Consider the following 17,516-nt stretch of genomic DNA (forward strand, 5'->3'; position numbering starts at 1 on the left):
TAAAAATACCTGCACAGGCGGAGGCTGCACAGGCATTTTTATTGGGCCGTGCCGGTGACTTATTTCTTCTTCTTCGCCTTTGCTTTCGCTTTCTTGGCTTTAGAGGCCTTTATCTTGTCGTTTGTTTCGTCCGCTTCCTGTAGCAGCGCTTTCCAGTCGTATTTGGCGGCGGCGCTGAAGTCGATGGTGGCTTCGTAGTCGTCTTTGTCCACCTCCAGCACTTTGATGTCCTTGGTCAGGTAAGTCTGTATCTCGTCCAGGATCGGCTTCTCCTCGGGGCTGCAGAACGACACTGCAATGCCTTTGGCGGTGCCGCGGCCGGTGCGGCCCACGCGGTGCACGTAGTTCTCGGGCTGTTCCGGCAGGTCGTAATTTACGACGTACTCCACGCTGGGGATATCGATGCCGCGCGCGCTCACGTCGGTGGCGATCAGCAGCTTCACGTCGCCTTTCTTAAACTTCTTCATCGCGTCGAGGCGGTCTTTCTGCTCTTTGTCGCCGTGGATGGTCATGCTCTGGATGCCCACACGCTCCATCGCCTTCATCACCCGCTCGGCCCGCACCTTGGTGCGCACAAACACCAGGATCTTCTTGTCCGGGTTTTCCTTCACCACGCGCTCTAGGAAGTAGCGCTTGTCGTCCATGTCCACGTACATCACAGAGTGGTCCACGTTTTTAGCCACCGGGTCTTTCGGGGAGATCTGGATGCGCACCGGCTTGTTCACCAGCGAGTAGGCCAGGTCCTTGATCGTTTCGTTGATGGTGGCCGAGAAAAACAGCGTCTGGCGCTGGCGCGGCAGCTTTGTGATCAGTTGCCGGATGTCGTGTATAAAGCCCAGGTCCAGCATATGGTCGGCCTCGTCCAGCACCAGGATCTCGACGCGGTGCAGCTGTATATGGCCCTGGCTCACGAGGTCGAACAGGCGGCCCGGCGTGGCCACCAGTATATCAATGCCCGCCTCCAGCTTTGCGATCTGCGGCCCCTGCTCCACCCCGCCGTACACACAGAAGGTCTTGACGCGGGTGTGGCGCCCGATCTGCTCGAACACCTCCGTGATCTGCAGCGCCAGCTCGCGCGTGGGCACCATCACCACGCACTTGATGCCATCCTCGCGGCGGCGGTTCTTGCCGAACTGCAGCTTGTCGATCACGGGAATGGCGAAGGCCGCCGTCTTGCCCGTGCCGGTCTGGGCAATGGCCAGCACATCCTCCCCCTTCATGATCGGGGGAATGGCCTTGAACTGGATGTCGGTCGGCTTTTTAAAACCCAGTTTCTCCAGGCTCTTTTTTATTTCCTCAGAGATGCGGTAATCTTCAAACTTCATGCTGATATGGTTTACAGGGCCCTGCTTTTAATACGGTAAAAGTGGGTTGCAAAGGTAGCTTATCTTTTTGGCTTCTCCCCCCTCTCCGTCCTATATACCCTCAACGCACACACCACTTTGCGTTTGCACGACAGCCCTGCCCTTCCTGTACCTCGGGCGCAGATCGGCTGGCCCCCAGCCTTCCTGCCGTTATCTATACCCCACTCAACGGCGACTGCTGCGTGTCTAGGCGCGGCGTATTCGCTTCGCCCGGTATATTCGCCTATTGAATGGAAAAGGCGTATATGTATGATGTGTAAACATGATGCTCCCGACCTAAAAATAAAAACAGCCGTATCGGAAACATTTTTGATAGTATTACTATTATACATAAAAGTAGCTGTATCTTCGATCCGGATAAACAATTCCTGTGCTCAGGAGATATAGCTACTGAGGGTATATATAAGAAAGGCTATCGCCCACGCAGCAGGAGCAAAAACGAACGAAACAGCATGTCTACGAACCTATATATCAGCCTTAGTCACAAGTCTTACCTGCGGGAGCCGGATAGCACCGAGCTGGGCAGAAAGATAATCTCGGAGAGCATCAACATGATGGATGCGCTGGGCTTTGAGCAGTTTACCTTTAAAAAGCTGGCAGCGGCGATCGGCTCCACGGAGGCGTCTATCTACCGCTACTTCGAGAACAAGCACAAGCTGCTGGTGTACCTGGTGTCGTGGTACTGGGCCTGGCTTCACTTCACCGTCACGTTCCAGACGCACAACATACAGAACCCGCGCCAGCGCCTGCGCCGCGCCATTGAGGTGCTGGCAAAGGCCGGCCTCGACGACGATCCCAACGTGAGCCATATAGATGAGCGCATCCTGTACCGCGTTGTGGTGGCGGAGTCGGCAAAGGTGTACCATACCAAGGAGGTGGACGCTGAGAACAAAGACGGCTACTTCCTGGAGTTCAAGCGCCTCTGCCGCCACCTGGCGCAGATGGTGCTGGATATAAACCCGGCTTACCCTTACCCGCACGCGCTCATCAGCACGGCCATGGAGGCGGCGCACCAGCAGATGTATTTCGCCAGGCACCTGCCCTCCCTCACAGAGGTCAAAGACGCCAAGCACCCGGAGGAGGAAACCACTTTCTTTCTGAAGCACCTGCTTTTTTCCGCCATAGACTGCACACAGAAACAAAGCAAACTGTACGAACATGAATAAGCCCGGCACACCGAAGCACGCCACGCCCATGCAGCGTTTCCTGCACCTGCTGTCTATCGAGCAGCGCGAAATCATCTATCTCTACGTCTATGCCATTGCCGCAGGACTCATCAGCCTGGCGCTGCCATTGGGCATCCAGAGCATCATCGGCTTTGTGTCCAGTGGGCAGATAACGGTGTCTATCATCGTGCTGATCGGGCTGATCGTGCTGGCGCTGCTGATTGTGGGAGGTCTGCAGGTGATGCAACTGTGGCTGGTGGAGTACCTGCAGCAGCGCATTTTTGCCAGATCCGCTTTCGATTTTGCTTACCGCATCCCGCGGTTCCAGGCCGAGGCGCTGAACAAATACTACCCGCCGGAGCTGATGAACCGCTTTTTCGATGTGGTGTCGCTGCAGAAAGGCCTGGCTAAAATACTGCTGGACTTTTCCTATGCCGTGATCCAGATCGTGTTCGGGTTGATCCTGCTCTCGCTTTACCACCCGTACTTCATCTTCCTGGGCGTGATTCTGGTCATCGTGTTGGTTTTCATTATCTGGAGAACCGGTCCAAGGGGCGTGGAGACCAGCATCCGGGAGTCGAAGTATAAGTACAAACTGGTAGCCTGGCTCGAGGAAATGGCCCGCTCCCTGAGCACGTTTAAGCTGGTAGGCCACACCAACCTGCCCATGGAGCGCACCGACGGCTATGTGAGCAGCTACCTGAAGGTCCGAAAAGAGCACTTCAGCGTGCTCATGACGCAGTACCTCAGTTTCGTGGGCTTCAAGACCTTTATTACGGGTGGCCTGCTGGTGCTGGGCTGTATCCTGGTGGTGCAGCGGGAAATCAACATCGGGCAGTTTGTGGCTTCTGAGATCGTTATCATCCTGATCATGGCGGCGGTGGAAAAGATCATCGTAAAGCTGGACACGGTATATGACGTGCTCACAAGCCTGGATAAGATAGGGCATGTAACAGATCTGCCGATAGAGGAGGTGAAGGGGATCAAACTGGAAGACCTCCCGCTGGATGGCGGCCTGAGCATACAGGTGCAGCACCTCCGCTACCGCTACCCTGAAACGCTGAAAACGATCATCAACGACATCAGCTTTCATATAAAACCATCGGAGCGCGTCTGCCTGGCGGGCTACAATAACTCCGGCAAAAGCACGCTCATCAGTCTTTTACTGGGTCTGTACCCGTCTTACGAGGGCAGCATCGTGTATAGCGGCGTATCGCTCCGCGACCTGCACATCGGCAATTTGCGCAGCCTTATCGGCGATAATATGTCCAAAGAGCAGCTCTTTGACGGCACGCTGCTGGAGAACATCACCCTGGGCCGCAGCCTGCCGCTGCAGGACGTGCTCTGGGCAATCGAATTGGTAAGGCTAAATGATTTCGTGCACGAGCTGCCGGAAGGGCTGCAGTCTTACCTGATTGGCGGAAGCCAGCGCCTGCCGGGCAGCGTTGCCCGCAAAATAGTGATGGCACGTAGCTTGGTGCGGCGGCCTAAGCTGCTCATTATCGACGATTTCTGGGTAGGCATGAGCAAGAAGGAAAAGATGAGCTTAATGCGCATACTAGCAGGCCCGCAGTTTGACTGGACCATAATTATTGTATCGAATGACCTGGATGTGATGGCGCTCTGTGACCAGACCCTGCTGCTGCAGGACGGGCACCTCGTGGCCTCCGGTAATTACGAGCAGATCAGCGAGCACGAGCTATTGAAAGAACTAACGGAAGTAACAGCCTAAGAAGCCATGTCAACAACATATAAAGAGGACGGGAAAACTGACTATATGCAGCTGGAGGCGATGAAGCAGGTGCAGACGCCTCGCCAGGGCCGCCTCCTCACCTATTGGATTACAGGCATTTTTCTGGTGATCCTGCTGTGCCTTTTTCTGCCATGGACCCAGAACATCAACTCCCAAGGCGTACTGACGGCACTTACGCCACAGGACCGGCCACAGACCGTGGAGGCTGTGATAGCGGGTCGTATCGAGGAGTGGTATATCATGGAAGGCACATTAGTAAGCAAAGGCGACACCATTGCCAGTCTGTCCGAAGTGAAAGAGAAGTACATGGACCCGAACCTGCTGGCCAACCTGGGAGATCAGTTGGAGGCGAAGCGCGGATCGGCGGTAGCAACCGGAGCGAAAGCCGAGGCGATGCAGGAGCAGATACAGGCGCTGCGGGAGGGCCTGGTGTTCAGCCTGCAGAAAGGGCGCAACAAGGTAGAGCAAAGCCGCCTGAAGCTGCAGAGCGACAGCATGGAGGTAGTGGCGCAGCGCACCGATCTGGCCATAGCCGAAGCCCAGTTTGCCCGCCAGGAGAACCTGTACAACCAAGGCCTGAAATCGTTGACGGAACTGGAGCAGCGCCGCCTGAAGCTGCAGGAGGCACAGGCAAAGCTCTTATCGGTGATCAACAAATACGACGCCGCGCGCGCAGAGCTCCAGAACGCCCGCACTGAGTTGAACTCCCTGCAGGCAGAGTACGCTGACAAGATCGCGAAGGCAGAAGCGGAACTGAACGCGACCCAATCCTATGTGTTCGGGACGCAGGCGGAGGTGGCAAAGCTACAGAGTGAGCTCAGCAGCACACAGGTCAGAAGCCAGTACTATCACGTAGTAGCGCCCCAGACCGGGTACCTTGTCAGAACATTGAAAGCAGGAATAGGTGAAACGGTGAAAGAGGGCGAGGCACTGGCCACCATTATGCCGAACAACCCGCAACTGGCAGCCGAGCTATATATAGACGCGCTGGACCTGCCGCTCTTGGAGCCGGGCGATGACATGCGGCTACAGTTTGAGGGATGGCCCGCGCTGGTGTTCTCCGGCTGGCCGGGCGCCAGCTTCGGCACGTTTGGCGGCAAAGTGGCCGTGATCGACAACACAGGCACCAACGGGCGGTACCGCCTGCTGGTGGTGCAGGCCCCGGAGCAGGAGGAGTGGCCGGACGCCCTGCGCGTGGGCTCCGGCGTGCAGGGCTGGGCCATGCTGAACACCGTGCCGATCTGGTACGAGATATGGCGGCAGCTGAACAACTTCCCCGCTGATTACACCGGCGACACAAAGGCTGGGGCAAAAGAAGATAAGAAGACAGCCCAGGCGAGCTACGAAGAATAAGCTGAAGCATGAAACGAAAGATTAGTTCTGTAAAACTACTGGTGGTGCTTCTGCTGCTTGTGATCTATGTGCCGCCAGTGCAGGCGCAGCTGCAGGATTCGGCGCAGGTGCTCACGCTGCAGGATTTTCACAGGCTCATCCTGCAGTACCACCCTGTTGCCTCGCAGGCGGCTCTGCTCACAGAGCAGGCGCGCCAGGAGCTGCGCATGGCGCGCGGCTCCTTCGACCCTGTGATCAGCAGCAAAGTGTACCGCAAAGAGTATAACGGCAAAGAGTATTACAACCTCTGGAACAACACGCTCCGCATCCCCACCTGGTTCGGACCGGAGCTGATAGCCGGCTACGACCAGACGCAGGGAGAGTACCTGAACCCGGAGAATGGCACACCTGACAAAGGCCTGAGCTATGCCGGCATCTCGGTGCCCCTGGGGCAGGGGCTGTTTATAGACGAGCGGCGGGCTATTGTGCGGCAGGCAAACCTGCTGCAGGGCATCGCTGAGGCGGAGCGCGTAAAGCTCATGAACAAGCTGCTGCTGCAGGCCACCAAAGACTACTGGGACTGGCTGCTGTACTACAACGAGGTGCAGCTGTACCAGGAGGCGCTGGAGCTGGCTGATTTCAGGCTGCAGGCCGTGCGTGCCCGGGTACAGGAGGGAGACCTGGCTGCCATCGACACCGTGGAGGCGCTCACGGCCGTGCAGGAGCGCCAGGTGATGCTGCAGCAGGCGCAGCTGGCCTACAACAACGCCCGGCTAATGGTGGCCACACACCTCTGGGCAGCCAACCTGGTGCCGCTGGAACTACAGGAAACCACCATCCCGGCCTTAACGGGCAGCGAGCTTACCTCTTTGCCACTGGACTCCATGCAGCAGATACTAGAGATAGCCAAGGTAAACCACCCGGACCTGCGGAAGCTCAACCTGAAAGGGCAGCAACTGGCGGTAGAGCAGCGCTACGCCGCCGATAAGCTCAAGCCAAAGCTGAATGTGGAGTACAATGTGCTGCAAAGCGACTTCTATATGAATGCCGATGTACTGGAGCGCCAGTATTTGGGCGCGAATTATAAGTTAGGCGTGAGCTTCAGTTTGCCGCTTTTCCTGCGCGAGGAGCGGGGCAAGCTGCAACTCACCAAAGCCAAGCAGCAGTCGAATAGCCTGGAGCTGGCACAGACGGCCCGTGAGGTGGAAAACAACCTGTTAGCCGCCTTCAACGATTGGCAGGCACTGGAAGAGCAGATCAGGCTGCTGGAGCAGATGGTCGCAAATGCAGAAACGCTCCGCAACGGGGAAGTAATCCGATTTCAGAACGGGGAAAGTTCGTTGTTTCTGGTAAACGCCCGCGAGGTGAAAATGATGGAGTCGCAGCTAAAGCTATATGCCTTAAGAGCAAAGTATGCCAAGGCGAAGACGCTGCTGTACTGGGCTGCGGGAGAGATTTCGGTGGAGTAGTGGGAATGGCTATATGGTTGCACTACGCTGTCTTCATTCTCTGGAGCATATAGGTCTTATGGAATCGCAAGGCATAGTAGCCTCACATCAAACCAGTTACAGCAACCCTACCGCCATTCATCTTATCCTTTGCGCCCGAGCCATTGCCTTACAGAGGTAGCCAGATTGGAGAGTTCGCTGCCGCCGGAGCCGTAGAGGTCGTAGCCGAATTTCAGGATGATGCCTGTTACCACCACCAGGAACAGCACCCGCACAAATGCTGTTCCGCGCTTCAGGGCCGTGCGCGTGCCCAACTGGGAGCCCAGCACGCTACAGACAGCCATTGGCACAGCCACCTCATACAGGATATAGCCTTTGTAGCCAAAGTAAAGCAGCGCCGACAGGTTAGTGGCTACGTTCACCACTTTTGCCGCCGCCGAAGCCGCCAGAAAGTTGAAGCCGAAGACGCCGATAAAGACAAATATGAGGAAACTGCCGGTGCCGGGCCCAAAGAAGCCGTCGTAAAAGCCGATCACCATCCCAACTACCAGGCCGTATAGCTTCTCTTTCGCCAGCGTCAGCTTCGGCGCATGCAATGATCCGAAGTCCTTTTTGATGAAGGTATAGATCGCCACCAGGATGAGGAGCAGCAGAATGAGCGGCTTCAACAGGCCGGCGTCGAGGTGGCTGAGGGCGCGGGCTCCTAAAAAAGAAAACACAAACGCCACCCCGGCCGCCGGCAGAATGGCGATATAGTTGATCCTGACGCTGCGCACGTAACGCAGCATGGCCGCGGTGGTGCCGGCAATAGAAGCCAGCTTGCCTGTCCCGAAAATGGTGGGCACCGGCAGGCCCGGCAGAAAGATAAAAAGCGCCGGCAGCTGAATCAGCCCGCCCCCGCCAACCACCGAATCGATAAAGCCCGCCAGAAACGCGAACAGGCACAGGTATATGATTTCCTCCACCGGACAAGTATATAACATGAAATAAGCGCAAGATACGCGGCGGCAACAGATATAAGGATAATCCGCAACAGGTATCAGCACAATTTAATCCTGGCCCGATATGATATATAAAACGGTGCAATGGGAATCATCATAGGATATAAAAAAGGATACAGGGTGAGTTTGCGTGGATAAATGGCACTTTCGGTGTGATGGCGCTGTTCTCTTGCTGCCATTTTAAATGAATAGACCCGTGCTAAAGACCATCCTTAGTTATACAATTTTACTAAGCTCCCTTTTCCTGCACACCAGCTGTGAAAAAGAGGCCGCTGCCGCCGCTCCCCTGGTGGTGGCAGCGCCGGAGAAAGAATATTATGTGTCGTCGGAGTTGCTGACGAGTGTGCCGCAGCAGATGCTGCAGTCTATTGCCACCTCGCAGGGCTACGCCATCTATAGCAACCAGATCAAATATGGCGTTTCGGTATATAAAGTTATCTACAACACCACTTACCAGGGCAAGGCCATCATAGCCTCAGGGTTGATCTGTGTGCCGCAGAACATGACCACGCCGGCTCCCATCCTGAGCGCGCAGCATGGCACCATCTTCAAGGACGCCGAGGCGCCGACTAACTTTACCAACCTCTCCGGGTTCGAGCTTTTCGCCGCAGCCGGTTACATCACGCTAATCCCGGATTACATCGGTTTTGGGGAGTCAAAGGACATTTTTCACCCTTACTACGACCAAAAGCACTCTGCATTGGCCGTGGTAGACATGATTAAAGCCGCAAAGGCCTTTGCCGGGGAGCAGGAGGTGCCTGTGAGCGGGAAGCTGTTCCTGGTCGGGTACTCGGAGGGGGGCTATGTAACACTGGCTGCACAGAAGGAAATTGAGACGAATCCTGCGCACGGCCTGGAGGTGACGGCCGCTGCTGCCGGCGCAGGCGGCTACGATCTGACGGCCATGCTGGCGGGTGTGGCGTCTGGCAAGGCATATGCGTACCCGTCTTACCTGGCCTATGTGCTGCAGTCCTATATACACACCAACAATTGGAACCGTCCGTTGGCAGATTTCTTCCGGGAGCCTTACGCGAGCAAGCTGCCGGCCCTTTTTAACGGGGAGAACAGTGGGAGCGCCATCAACCGGAACCTGACCACAGAGCCGGAGAAACTGTTCGCGCCCGTTTTTTTCAACGGGCTCAGAGATGCCGGCAAAGAGACGGAACTGAAGCAGGCGCTGCAGACGAACAGCTTTCTGGATTGGGCGCCTAAGAGCCCGACCCGCCTTTACCACGGCACGGCTGATCACATTGTGCCTTTTGAGAACTCCAAAATCACCTACGATCGTTTTATAGCCCAAGGCGCCACACAAACCGAGCTCATCCCGATAGAAGGCGGCACCCACGGCAGCACTTTTATTCCGATGCTGCAGACGCTGATCCCGTGGATTCAGTCGTTTGAGCAGGGAAACTAAGGCTATAGCTTATCCAACCACCCCTACCCCTCCTTGTCCAAGGAGGGGAGCTTTTCTTACTGCTCCTTCTCCCTTCCACACCGCGGGCGCCTTGCCATATATAGTTATGTATGCTGAGTTTGTTTTAAAGCTATATCTCCAGCTATAGTCATCAAAAGTTTGAGGGAGCAGCAACAGACTCCCCTCCTGGGGGTAGGGCCACTCGAAAAGGACAAGGAGGGGCAGGGGTGGTTGGACCCGGCATTGCAGCTATATATGTCATATACTCTATCAGAACCTCCCGCCCACTACCACATTCTGCTTATACTCCCGTTTCTGCCCGTTCAGGTCGAACAGCTCGATGTAGAACAGGTAGTAGCCTATGGAGGCTTTGGCGCCATCCTCCCGCAGGCCGTCCCACTGGAAAAAGCCGTTGGCGGCCAGCAGCTCATTGCGCGCAAGCCTGCGGATTTCACGCCCCTGGGCATCGAAGATGGTGATACTCGCCACAAAGCCAGTTTGCTCGGTACTGTAGTTGATGGTGGTGAAGTCTTCGTAGCCATCGCCGTCCGGGGAGAAGACCAGGGGCTGCACCTGGAACAGCTGCGGCGACACTAACGCCTCCTGCGCCTGCGAGTTTATATATCCCGGCGTCGCGAAAACCTGGGTAGCCGCCGAATGGAAATTACCCGGCTGCGTCGGGCCTTCCAGCCTTACCCGCTCCAAAGAAAACCCTTTCACGTCATCGATCAGCTCAAAATGCATGGCCTCGTCATAGCTGAAGCGGTCGGCCACACGGCCATCCGGCTGCAGCACAACTACGGTGCCAGCCTCGTTTGTATAAGACGGCATCGCACTCATCTGCAGAAACGCATTTTCCGGGGCGGCAGGATAGTTTCCCCTGATGTTGTCCCGGTCGGTGGTGAGGATGAGGTATTGCCCCGGCTCCAGTATATGGTGGTCAGGAGTGACGAGGCGGCGGTTCGCAATGCTGTCGTTGCTGGTGTTGGCCAGTTGCCAGTTCCAGAGGTCGATGTATTTTTCGCTGCGGTTCACCAGTTCCACAAAATCTACCCCATTGGGCCGTGGGTTAAACAGGATTTCGTTGATCACCACATCCCCCGGCTCCGGTGCGGAAGGCAGCGCGAATGCGAGTTGCTGCGGGCCGCCGAGGTTGCCGGAGCAGTCCGTAAGGCCGGAAGCGGTGAAGGTGTATAACCGCTGTTCCTGCAGCGGCTCCGACAGTTGCAGCGTCACCTCCGAAAAAAGCGGACCTGCCACCTCCACACCGGTAATCGGGACAACTGGGCTGAGGCTGTAGTTGGCAATACCGGCAGCCTGCGCACTGTCGAGCCGCTCGTTGAAGCGCAACAGCAGTTGCGTGGGCGCCACGGCCGTTACAGCCGTGAGCACCGGCGGCGTGTGATCCGGATTGGCGGCGGCAACGGAATTGGCCTTTCCGGGGGTGCCGCCAAGGGCATCGCTGGAGGCTGCCCAGTTGCTGCTGCCGGCGCAGGGGTTGGTTACGTCGATCATCTCCAGGCTCCAGCCCCCGCTCTGCTTGTTGCTGTCTTTGTACCAGGTGTCGCTGTAGCTCAGGGCATATATAAGAGTGCCGTTTGGCTGCCGCAGTTGCAGCACCTCCCCGCTGTTGTTCAGGCTTGGGAAGTTGCTGATCCCGATCGCCTTGCCATATCCCCTGAAGTTCTCGGCCTGCGTGCCTGGCACCACCACCGCGTACTCCTGCGGCAGCAGCTGCACATCCGGCAAGGTGGCCGTGGAGGTGGCGTCGGAAAAGCGGATGCCCTGCAGCGAAAGCGGCTGGTCTGTGGGGTTATACAGCTCGATGTACTCCTGTGCCGGCAGCCCCAGTGCTGGTGTTTCGTCTGCCATAATTTCGGTGATGAGGAGTTGGTTATACCCCGGCAGCACGGCAGGGGACACAAAATCAAAAGGCATCTCAACGGGCGCCTTCAGCATATTGCCATATAGGTCAGACAGGCCCGCTATGTTCAGAATATTAGTGCCGCCACTGAAATTCTGGCTGAAAACCAGCCGCACCGTGTTTGCCTCCGTCAGCTCCGCACTAAGGGGCTTCAGGCTGCTGTTCAGCGTAAAGTTTGCTTCCTCCCCAGCCTGCGCCGGCTGCAGCGGCTCGTTAAAACGCAGCGTCAGTTCCCGTGGGCTTATCAATTGAAGCGCTTCCGGCAGCGGCGGCTCTGTGTCGGTGATGGTGAAATCGTCGAAAAAGAAGCCTTGGCTGTTGGCGGAGGAGTAGCGCAACAGCACCCCGAAAAAGGCGGAGCATTTATAAGTGGCATCGCTGGCGGAGCCCTGCCGAGCGTAATGCTGCCCGCTGCCGGAAAGGTCGATGTCCAATTGCCATATATCCTCCACGCTTCTGCTGACGCGCACCCGCACCACATTCCCGGTACTGCTGCCGAGGGTCTTGTCCTCGCCGTCAATGATAGCTACCGGACTTTTGCCGGCATCTTTCCGGAAAAGGCTGACCTCATCTGCCGTGCCGCCCAGCCGCACGAAATAGCCGCTGCTGCTGCCTAAGTCCTGCCCATCGGAAAGGAGGTAGACATCAGCGTAGTTGCCGGAGGAAGTGGCGAGTTTCAGGTTCGCCCAGAACTCCCACACGGTGCCCGTTACAGCCAGGGAGGACGTAGCAAGCTGCAGCGTGGTGCCGGTTATAGCCGGCCCGCTGCTTTGCAGCTGCCCCTGCTCCGTAACCATGAAACTGCCTGCATCGCCTGACCAGGCAGGGTCTTGCGTGAAATCGCCGTCAGCGAAGCTTTCCCGCAGTTGTGCGTGCGCAAAAAGCGGGATCATCAGTAATATTGCGAGTAACCGGAGATGCATAGGCTGCCGTGCTGTGTTGGCTATATATTATTAGCTATATATAAAAGGACTGGTACCGACTCCTGGTGAGACGCGTTTTATTTTGTGGCTGCCAGCTTTTCCCGTCGCTCTTTTACCTCACGCCAGGTTGTTAGGATAATGCCCTCCTGTTGCAGCGTTTCCCGCAGCGCGGGGTCCAGCATGGCCAGTAAGTCCCCTTGCCGGGTAGCGCCCGAGTCCGATATTTTCTCAAACACCTCGGTGGGGTCTGTGCAGTGCATGATTACCATCGTCAGCCCCGGCTTCATATTCCGCAGGGCTTCTATATAGAGTTGGGTTTTCATTTTTTGCAGGTTTTCGGGCGTGGCGGGCGTGCCGGCTGGCAGCTTCCAGCCATAAGAGGTGTTGTGCAGATCATCAAGCACAGGCAAACCGGCCTCCCATATCATTTGCCCAACCGCCTGCGCCTGCGCCAGCATGGGAGGAGTGGGGAGCGCCTGCCCGGCAGTGTAGTTACCTTCGCGGATCAGTTGGTCTCTGGCCTCCTCCTGGTATTGCCTGGATAGGAAGCTGTTGTGCCCGCCTGGGAACATCACCGGTATTTTTTCCTCCACGCCCACCTTAATATAGCGCTCCAAAAACTCCGGCGTGGCGAAAAGCGTGCCCATGTGCGAGTCGAGGTGCGACGGCTCAAAACCCATTGTTCTGGCCCGCTCCAGCTGCGCCCGTATCTCCCGCTCCACTTCATCAGCCGAGGCGCTTTCCACGACCTGCTTCACCGACGGCCAGAGCGCTCCCTCCGGGTCTACCAGCCCAGGCGCGGCAGGTTTCCCAACCAGCGGCCCCCAACGGTAATCGCGCCACTCCGAGGTGAGTGTCAGGTGCAGGCCGGCGTCTACAGCTGGGTTCTCCTTCAGGTAGCGCACAAAACCCGGCACCCAGGGGCAGGTCATCATCACGCTGACAGAGTTCGCAACGCCGTCTTCCAGCGCCCGCATGGTGCCGAGGTTGGAGTCATAGGACATGCCTGCGTCGTCGATGTGCAGCATCACCACCCGGTCACCTTTCTTCCACCCCAGTTTCTCGGCGTACGTCTGCGCTGCCGGTGCCGCAGGCGTTGGCTGCGGCTTTTTTCGCTGGGCAATGGTGTTGCCAGGCAAGAGGAGAATGAAACTGAGCAGGAGCAGAGCTATTTTCATAAGGTCAGATTTTTTGCAAATTGACAGATGATGCCTTAACAGCCTCACTAACTTAAAAATGCAATTTTTAGTTATAAAGTTGATGGAATTGATTTAAAACGAGCCGTTTTGATGCCGTCTGCCATGCACTACGCCATATACCCTTACCCTTGCCCAGCCTGAGAGAAGCAGCGCCCGCCACAGTACAGGGCTGTTTGAAATGCAGCGCGTTGTGCAGGCTGCTCCGTCACAACCGTCTCCTATATAAATGGCCCCACAGGCCGGTGTTGTAGGGTGATTACCCGAAAAAGAGCGGGATAATTAGAAATATTGCGGGGAAAGTCAGTTTGATTTGCATTATTCTGAATAAAACTTAGTTACTTTGCGAATAATACAAAACATTTATCTATACCTAAAAACAATGAAAGTAGCAGTTGTAGGCGCCACAGGATTGGTTGGCGGCGAAATTTTGAAAGTGCTGGAAGAGCGTAATTTTCCGGTGGATGAGCTGTTGTTGGTTGCTTCAGAGAAGTCTGTTGGGAAACAGATGGAGTTTAAGGGTAAACAGATAAAGGTTATCGGGATGCAGGACGCGATTGCGGCCGCCCCGCAAATTGCGATTTTCTCGGCTGGCGGCGGCACTTCCACGGAGTGGGCCCCAAAGTTCGCAGCCGCAGGCATCACGGTGGTAGATAACTCCTCGGCCTGGCGCATGGACCCCAGCAAGAAATTGGTGGTGCCCGAGATAAACGCGGACGAGCTGACGCGGGAAGACAAGATTATTGCAAACCCGAACTGCTCGACCATCCAGATGGTGGTGGCCCTGAACAAGCTGCACGAGGAACTGAAGGCGACGCGCATTGTGGTGAGCACCTACCAGTCGGTGACGGGCACGGGCAAGGCGGCAGTGGATCAGCTGATGAACGAGCGCGCCGGCAGAGACGGTGAGAAAGCATATCCGTACCAGATCGACCTCAACGTGCTGCCGCACATCGATGTGTTCCAGGACAACGGCTATACCAAAGAGGAAATGAAAATGATCCTCGAGACGAAGAAAATCATGGGCGACGACTCGATCCGGGTAACGGCCACCGCAGTGCGCATCCCGGTAATGGGCGGCCACTCCGAGTCGGTGAACGTGGAGTTTGAGAAGGATTTCTCGCTGGAGGATATATACCGCATCCTGAACGAAACAGAAGGCGTGCTGGTGGTGGACGACGTAAAAAACCTGCAGTACCCGATGCCGAAAGACGCGCACGGCAAAGACGAGGTGCTGGTAGGCCGCGTACGCCTCGACGAAACGCAGCCCCGCACCGTGAACATGTGGATTGTGGCCGATAACCTGCGCAAGGGCGCGGCCACCAATGCCGTGCAGATTGCGGAGTACCTGATGAAGCACGAGCTGGTCTAGTCCTTTTTGCTTCACAAGCTCAGGCTATCATACACAAGAGAGCATCTATTCCGGATCATCGTATCCGCAAACAATTTAATGGGGGCCATATAGCCCCCATTTTTTATATATGGATTTATATATAGCTTTGAAAAAGCCATATCCCTGCAGGCAAGAAACCGCAGGCGGCCGGGAACCAGAAGCCCATTTTTTTGTTAATCCAAATTAAGGCGCCTAAAACAAGGTTTAAGAAAAAAAATTTTTTATATTTTAGCAGCTTTATTGCACTGAAGTAAAAGCACTTCTACTGTCGTGTCGCCCTTACCTTAACCCTGCTTTCCCATGAAAATCATTACACGCTTCGTACTTTCTGCCGCTCTTTTAAGCACCGTGGCCTGTTCCCAGAAACAAGAGAAGGACACCATCACCACCACGCCCCTGAACCTGCCGACGGCAGCACCGGCAACAGATACGGCATCGCCAGGCGCAGTAGCAGCCCTGAACCCGGAGCACGGCCAGCCAAACCACCGCTGCGATATCCCGGTTGGGGCCTCCTTGAGCCTGCCCGTACAGCCTAACCTGAACGCACAGCCAACGATCACGCCGCCGGTAACGCAAGGCGCGGTAGCAGCCGGAACAAACCCGCCGCACGGCCAGCCAGGCCACAGCTGCGCGATCCCGGTGGGGGCGCCGCTCAACTAAACAGCATATATCAACGCAAATAAATCAGGCCATATATACCGGAGCTTCCTATGCAGTCCGGTATATATGGCCGTTATATGGCCGTTGTTGGTTTAAACCTGTTGAAAAGCGTTGGGTAACCTGAACTATATAAAGCCCGCTGGTGAGCGCTTGCAGGGGAGGAATGTCTCTGTTTAGTTTACCGCTGCGGTGGCCTCCGTTTCCTCCGGGCAACCGGCTTTTACCATCTCTTTCAGGTTACTGATGCATTCCACGGGGATGAAGGGATATATGGATTCGTCGTTGGCGCAGTACTTGAAGGTGGCGAACCGGGAGCGGCTGCGGGGGTATACCCACCTGTCGGTGTTGCAGCCATAGACGAACAGCGGGAACTCGGTGTAGTCATAATCCATATATGACACCACCTTCCCCTCGTTCACGAAGAGCAGCCGACGGTTAAGCTCCGGCACCGTGGCCCCCTCCCACTTAAAACCGATGGCATCGCTGATGGCTTTCTTGTCCTCCGAGGCCTGGAAGAAGTACATCGTTTCCCATTCAAAATCCGTCAGGCTGTCCATCGCGATCACCTGGTAGCCATCCGTGCCCACCTCTTCCTGCTCCACGGATTCCTGCAGTTTTTCCAGCAGGTCGTCGTTGCTGTCGGAGCAGCCCATCAGGAACATCAGGGCGGTGAATGGCAGGAGTAGCTTTCGTAGCATATACTGTTGTTTTAGCGCACTGAAACGTGCAATCTCTAATTTAAAGGCTATTTTTTTGCGGAAGCGGCCCAATCCCGAATTTAGCGCTTTTCACGTTAAAAATCCACCTGGTACAGCCACTCCATCTGCCTTTGTGTGATCCCCTGCGGCATCATCCGGAAAAGGCTGTTGCGGAAGCTCCCCAAAAACGGCTGCTGCCATTGCGCCACCTGCCCCAGCAGCCGCGACAGCCGGATAACCTTGGCAGTGCGCGCCAGCCTCCTTTGCTCATACTGCTTTAAGGCGATTTCCAGAACAGGCTCCTGCCGCAGGCACTGGCCCAGCACCACGGCGTCTTCGATGGCCTGGCAGGCGCCCTGCCCCATGTTGGGCGTGGTGGCGTGGGCTGCATCGCCTAACAAAACCACCCGGTTATATACAAACTGCCTGAGCGGCTTCAGATCGGCAATGTCATTCCAGAGGAGCTGCCCGGGTTTTGCGGCGGCCAGCACCTGGGCTACCGGCGGATGCACACCGGCGAAGTGCCGGGATAACTGCTCCGGCGTCATCTGCCGCATGTGCGTGTCGTTCTCGGGGGCATTGATGCAGGCATACCAGTAGATGCTGCCGTGGGGCAGCGGCGCGATGCCCACCCGCCCCTGCGGCGCCCACGTTTCCGCCGAGACCATGCTGTTTAGGTCTACCCCCGGATTTTGGATGACCGCACGCCAGCAGGTATAGCCGGCATAACGCGGCTTGCTCTGCGGCAACAGTTGCTGCCGCACCACAGAATTGATTCCGTCAGATGCCAGAAGCAGGTCAGCGGAGGCCTGTGTGCCATCGGTAAACTTCGCCTTTGCCTGATGCGCTTGCTGGTATATATGGTCGCAGCGCTTGCCTAAAACAAGCGTGCCCGGCTGCAGGTGGTTTTGCAGCACCTCGTGGAGGTCGGCCCGGTGTATCACGAAGTTGCTGATGCCGTACTTGCGGCTCAGGGGCCGGGTGTCGAGGTTCCGGATCACCCTGCCTTTCCCGTCATACATCACCAGGGCTTCGAGCTGCTTGCCGCGCGCCACCACTTCCTCCGCCACGCCCAAACGCGCCAGCCCCTGCATGGCATTGGCCGCCAGGCCCACGCCCGCGCCCACCGCCCTCAGCTCGGGCGCGGCCTCATAGACGGTGGCGGATATGCCGTTTTGCTGCAGGGCGATGGCGGCACACAGCCCCCCGATTCCCCCTCCGATGATAATGACGTTCATATAGCG

At 56.5% G+C, this 17,516-nt stretch carries 13 protein-coding genes; 7 read left to right on the top strand and 6 right to left on the bottom strand.

All coding sequences use genetic code 11. From position 1 onward, the window contains the following. Positions 1 to 59: 59 nt before the first annotated feature. Positions 60 to 1,325: a DEAD/DEAH box helicase gene (locus ABD920_RS12235; protein ID WP_345159363.1), complete on the bottom strand. Its 1,266-nt coding sequence runs from the start codon at positions 1,323 to 1,325 to the stop codon at positions 60 to 62. 491 nt (positions 1,326 to 1,816) lie between these two features. Here ABD920_RS12235 and ABD920_RS12240 point away from each other — a divergent pair, with 491 nt between their 5' ends. Genes ABD920_RS12240 through ABD920_RS12255 form a run of 4 tightly spaced genes read left to right on the top strand, consistent with a single transcriptional unit; the run spans position 1,817 to position 7,084 of the window. Beyond that, positions 1,817 to 2,530, top strand: a complete 714-nt coding sequence (locus tag ABD920_RS12240) for a TetR/AcrR family transcriptional regulator (protein ID WP_345159365.1) — start codon at positions 1,817 to 1,819, stop codon at positions 2,528 to 2,530. Beyond that, entirely contained in the window at positions 2,523 to 4,262 is a 1,740-nt protein-coding gene (locus tag ABD920_RS12245; protein ID WP_345159367.1) for a peptidase domain-containing ABC transporter, read from the top strand. The genes ABD920_RS12240 and ABD920_RS12245 overlap by 8 nt, the downstream gene beginning before the upstream one ends. A gap of 6 nt (positions 4,263 to 4,268) precedes the next feature. Next, positions 4,269 to 5,636 (top strand): HlyD family secretion protein, encoded by a 1,368-nt coding sequence (locus ABD920_RS12250; RefSeq protein ID WP_345159369.1) that lies wholly within the window; start codon positions 4,269 to 4,271, stop codon positions 5,634 to 5,636. A gap of 8 nt (positions 5,637 to 5,644) precedes the next feature. Next, positions 5,645 to 7,084, top strand: a complete 1,440-nt coding sequence (locus ABD920_RS12255; protein ID WP_345159370.1) for a TolC family protein — start codon at positions 5,645 to 5,647, stop codon at positions 7,082 to 7,084. 122 nt (positions 7,085 to 7,206) lie between these two features. On the opposite strand, the gene ABD920_RS12260 is transcribed toward ABD920_RS12255, so the two are convergent. Then, a complete protein-coding gene (locus ABD920_RS12260; protein WP_345159372.1) occupies positions 7,207 to 8,046 on the bottom strand; it encodes a sulfite exporter TauE/SafE family protein in 840 nt (279 codons plus the stop codon). Positions 8,047 to 8,260: 214 nt separating this feature from the next. Here ABD920_RS12260 and ABD920_RS12265 point away from each other — a divergent pair, with 214 nt between their 5' ends. Further along, complete coding sequence (locus ABD920_RS12265; RefSeq protein WP_345159374.1) at positions 8,261 to 9,478, top strand: alpha/beta hydrolase family protein; 1,218 nt, start codon at positions 8,261 to 8,263, stop codon at positions 9,476 to 9,478. Positions 9,479 to 9,748: 270 nt separating this feature from the next. Here the strand turns inward: ABD920_RS12265 and ABD920_RS12270 are convergent, their stop codons facing one another. Both ABD920_RS12270 and ABD920_RS12275 read right to left on the bottom strand, forming a co-directional pair. After that, the gene (locus tag ABD920_RS12270) at positions 9,749 to 12,295 is read right to left on the bottom strand and encodes a lamin tail domain-containing protein (protein ID WP_345159376.1); all 2,547 of its coding nucleotides are present in this window, start codon (positions 12,293 to 12,295) and stop codon (positions 9,749 to 9,751) included. Between the two features lie 107 nt (positions 12,296 to 12,402). Further along, positions 12,403 to 13,503, bottom strand: a complete 1,101-nt coding sequence (locus tag ABD920_RS12275) for a polysaccharide deacetylase family protein (protein WP_345159378.1) — start codon at positions 13,501 to 13,503, stop codon at positions 12,403 to 12,405. Between the two features lie 400 nt (positions 13,504 to 13,903). On the opposite strand from ABD920_RS12275, the gene ABD920_RS12280 reads away from it, so the two are divergent. Together ABD920_RS12280 and ABD920_RS12285 are read left to right on the top strand one after the other, a co-directional pair. After that, positions 13,904 to 14,893, top strand: coding sequence for an aspartate-semialdehyde dehydrogenase (locus ABD920_RS12280; protein ID WP_345159379.1), 990 nt, complete (start codon positions 13,904 to 13,906; stop codon positions 14,891 to 14,893). 321 nt (positions 14,894 to 15,214) lie between these two features. Further along, positions 15,215 to 15,574 (top strand): hypothetical protein, encoded by a 360-nt coding sequence (locus ABD920_RS12285; protein WP_345159380.1) that lies wholly within the window; start codon positions 15,215 to 15,217, stop codon positions 15,572 to 15,574. A gap of 173 nt (positions 15,575 to 15,747) precedes the next feature. On the opposite strand, the gene ABD920_RS12290 is transcribed toward ABD920_RS12285, so the two are convergent. Further along, a complete protein-coding gene (locus ABD920_RS12290; RefSeq protein WP_345159382.1) occupies positions 15,748 to 16,272 on the bottom strand; it encodes a hypothetical protein in 525 nt (174 codons plus the stop codon). 95 nt (positions 16,273 to 16,367) lie between these two features. Then, positions 16,368 to 17,510 (bottom strand): FAD-dependent monooxygenase, encoded by a 1,143-nt coding sequence (locus ABD920_RS12295; protein WP_345159383.1) that lies wholly within the window; start codon positions 17,508 to 17,510, stop codon positions 16,368 to 16,370. Between the last annotated feature and the right edge of the window lie 6 nt (positions 17,511 to 17,516).

The organism is Pontibacter saemangeumensis (assembly GCF_039541895.1).
Lineage (GTDB): Bacteria > Bacteroidota > Bacteroidia > Cytophagales > Hymenobacteraceae > Pontibacter > Pontibacter saemangeumensis.

Excerpts from the sequence above, each read along its gene's own strand:
- ABD920_RS12280 (WP_345159379.1), top strand. The coding sequence starts at position 13,904 with ATGAAAGTAGCAGTTGTAGGCGCCACAGGATTGGTTGGCGGCGAAATT.
- ABD920_RS12240 (WP_345159365.1), top strand. The coding sequence starts at position 1,817 with ATGTCTACGAACCTATATATCAGCCTTAGTCACAAGTCTTACCTGCGG.
- ABD920_RS12270 (WP_345159376.1), bottom strand. The coding sequence starts at position 12,295 with ATGATCCCGCTTTTTGCGCACGCACAACTGCGGGAAAGCTTCGCTGAC.
- ABD920_RS12250 (WP_345159369.1), top strand. The coding sequence starts at position 4,269 with ATGTCAACAACATATAAAGAGGACGGGAAAACTGACTATATGCAGCTG.
- ABD920_RS12275 (WP_345159378.1), bottom strand. The coding sequence starts at position 13,503 with ATGAAAATAGCTCTGCTCCTGCTCAGTTTCATTCTCCTCTTGCCTGGC.
- ABD920_RS12245 (WP_345159367.1), top strand. The coding sequence starts at position 2,523 with ATGAATAAGCCCGGCACACCGAAGCACGCCACGCCCATGCAGCGTTTC.
- ABD920_RS12255 (WP_345159370.1), top strand. The coding sequence starts at position 5,645 with ATGAAACGAAAGATTAGTTCTGTAAAACTACTGGTGGTGCTTCTGCTG.
- ABD920_RS12290 (WP_345159382.1), bottom strand. The coding sequence starts at position 16,272 with ATGCTACGAAAGCTACTCCTGCCATTCACCGCCCTGATGTTCCTGATG.
- ABD920_RS12295 (WP_345159383.1), bottom strand. The coding sequence starts at position 17,510 with ATGAACGTCATTATCATCGGAGGGGGAATCGGGGGGCTGTGTGCCGCC.
- ABD920_RS12260 (WP_345159372.1), bottom strand. The coding sequence starts at position 8,046 with ATGTTATATACTTGTCCGGTGGAGGAAATCATATACCTGTGCCTGTTC.
- ABD920_RS12235 (WP_345159363.1), bottom strand. The coding sequence starts at position 1,325 with ATGAAGTTTGAAGATTACCGCATCTCTGAGGAAATAAAAAAGAGCCTG.
- ABD920_RS12285 (WP_345159380.1), top strand. The coding sequence starts at position 15,215 with ATGAAAATCATTACACGCTTCGTACTTTCTGCCGCTCTTTTAAGCACC.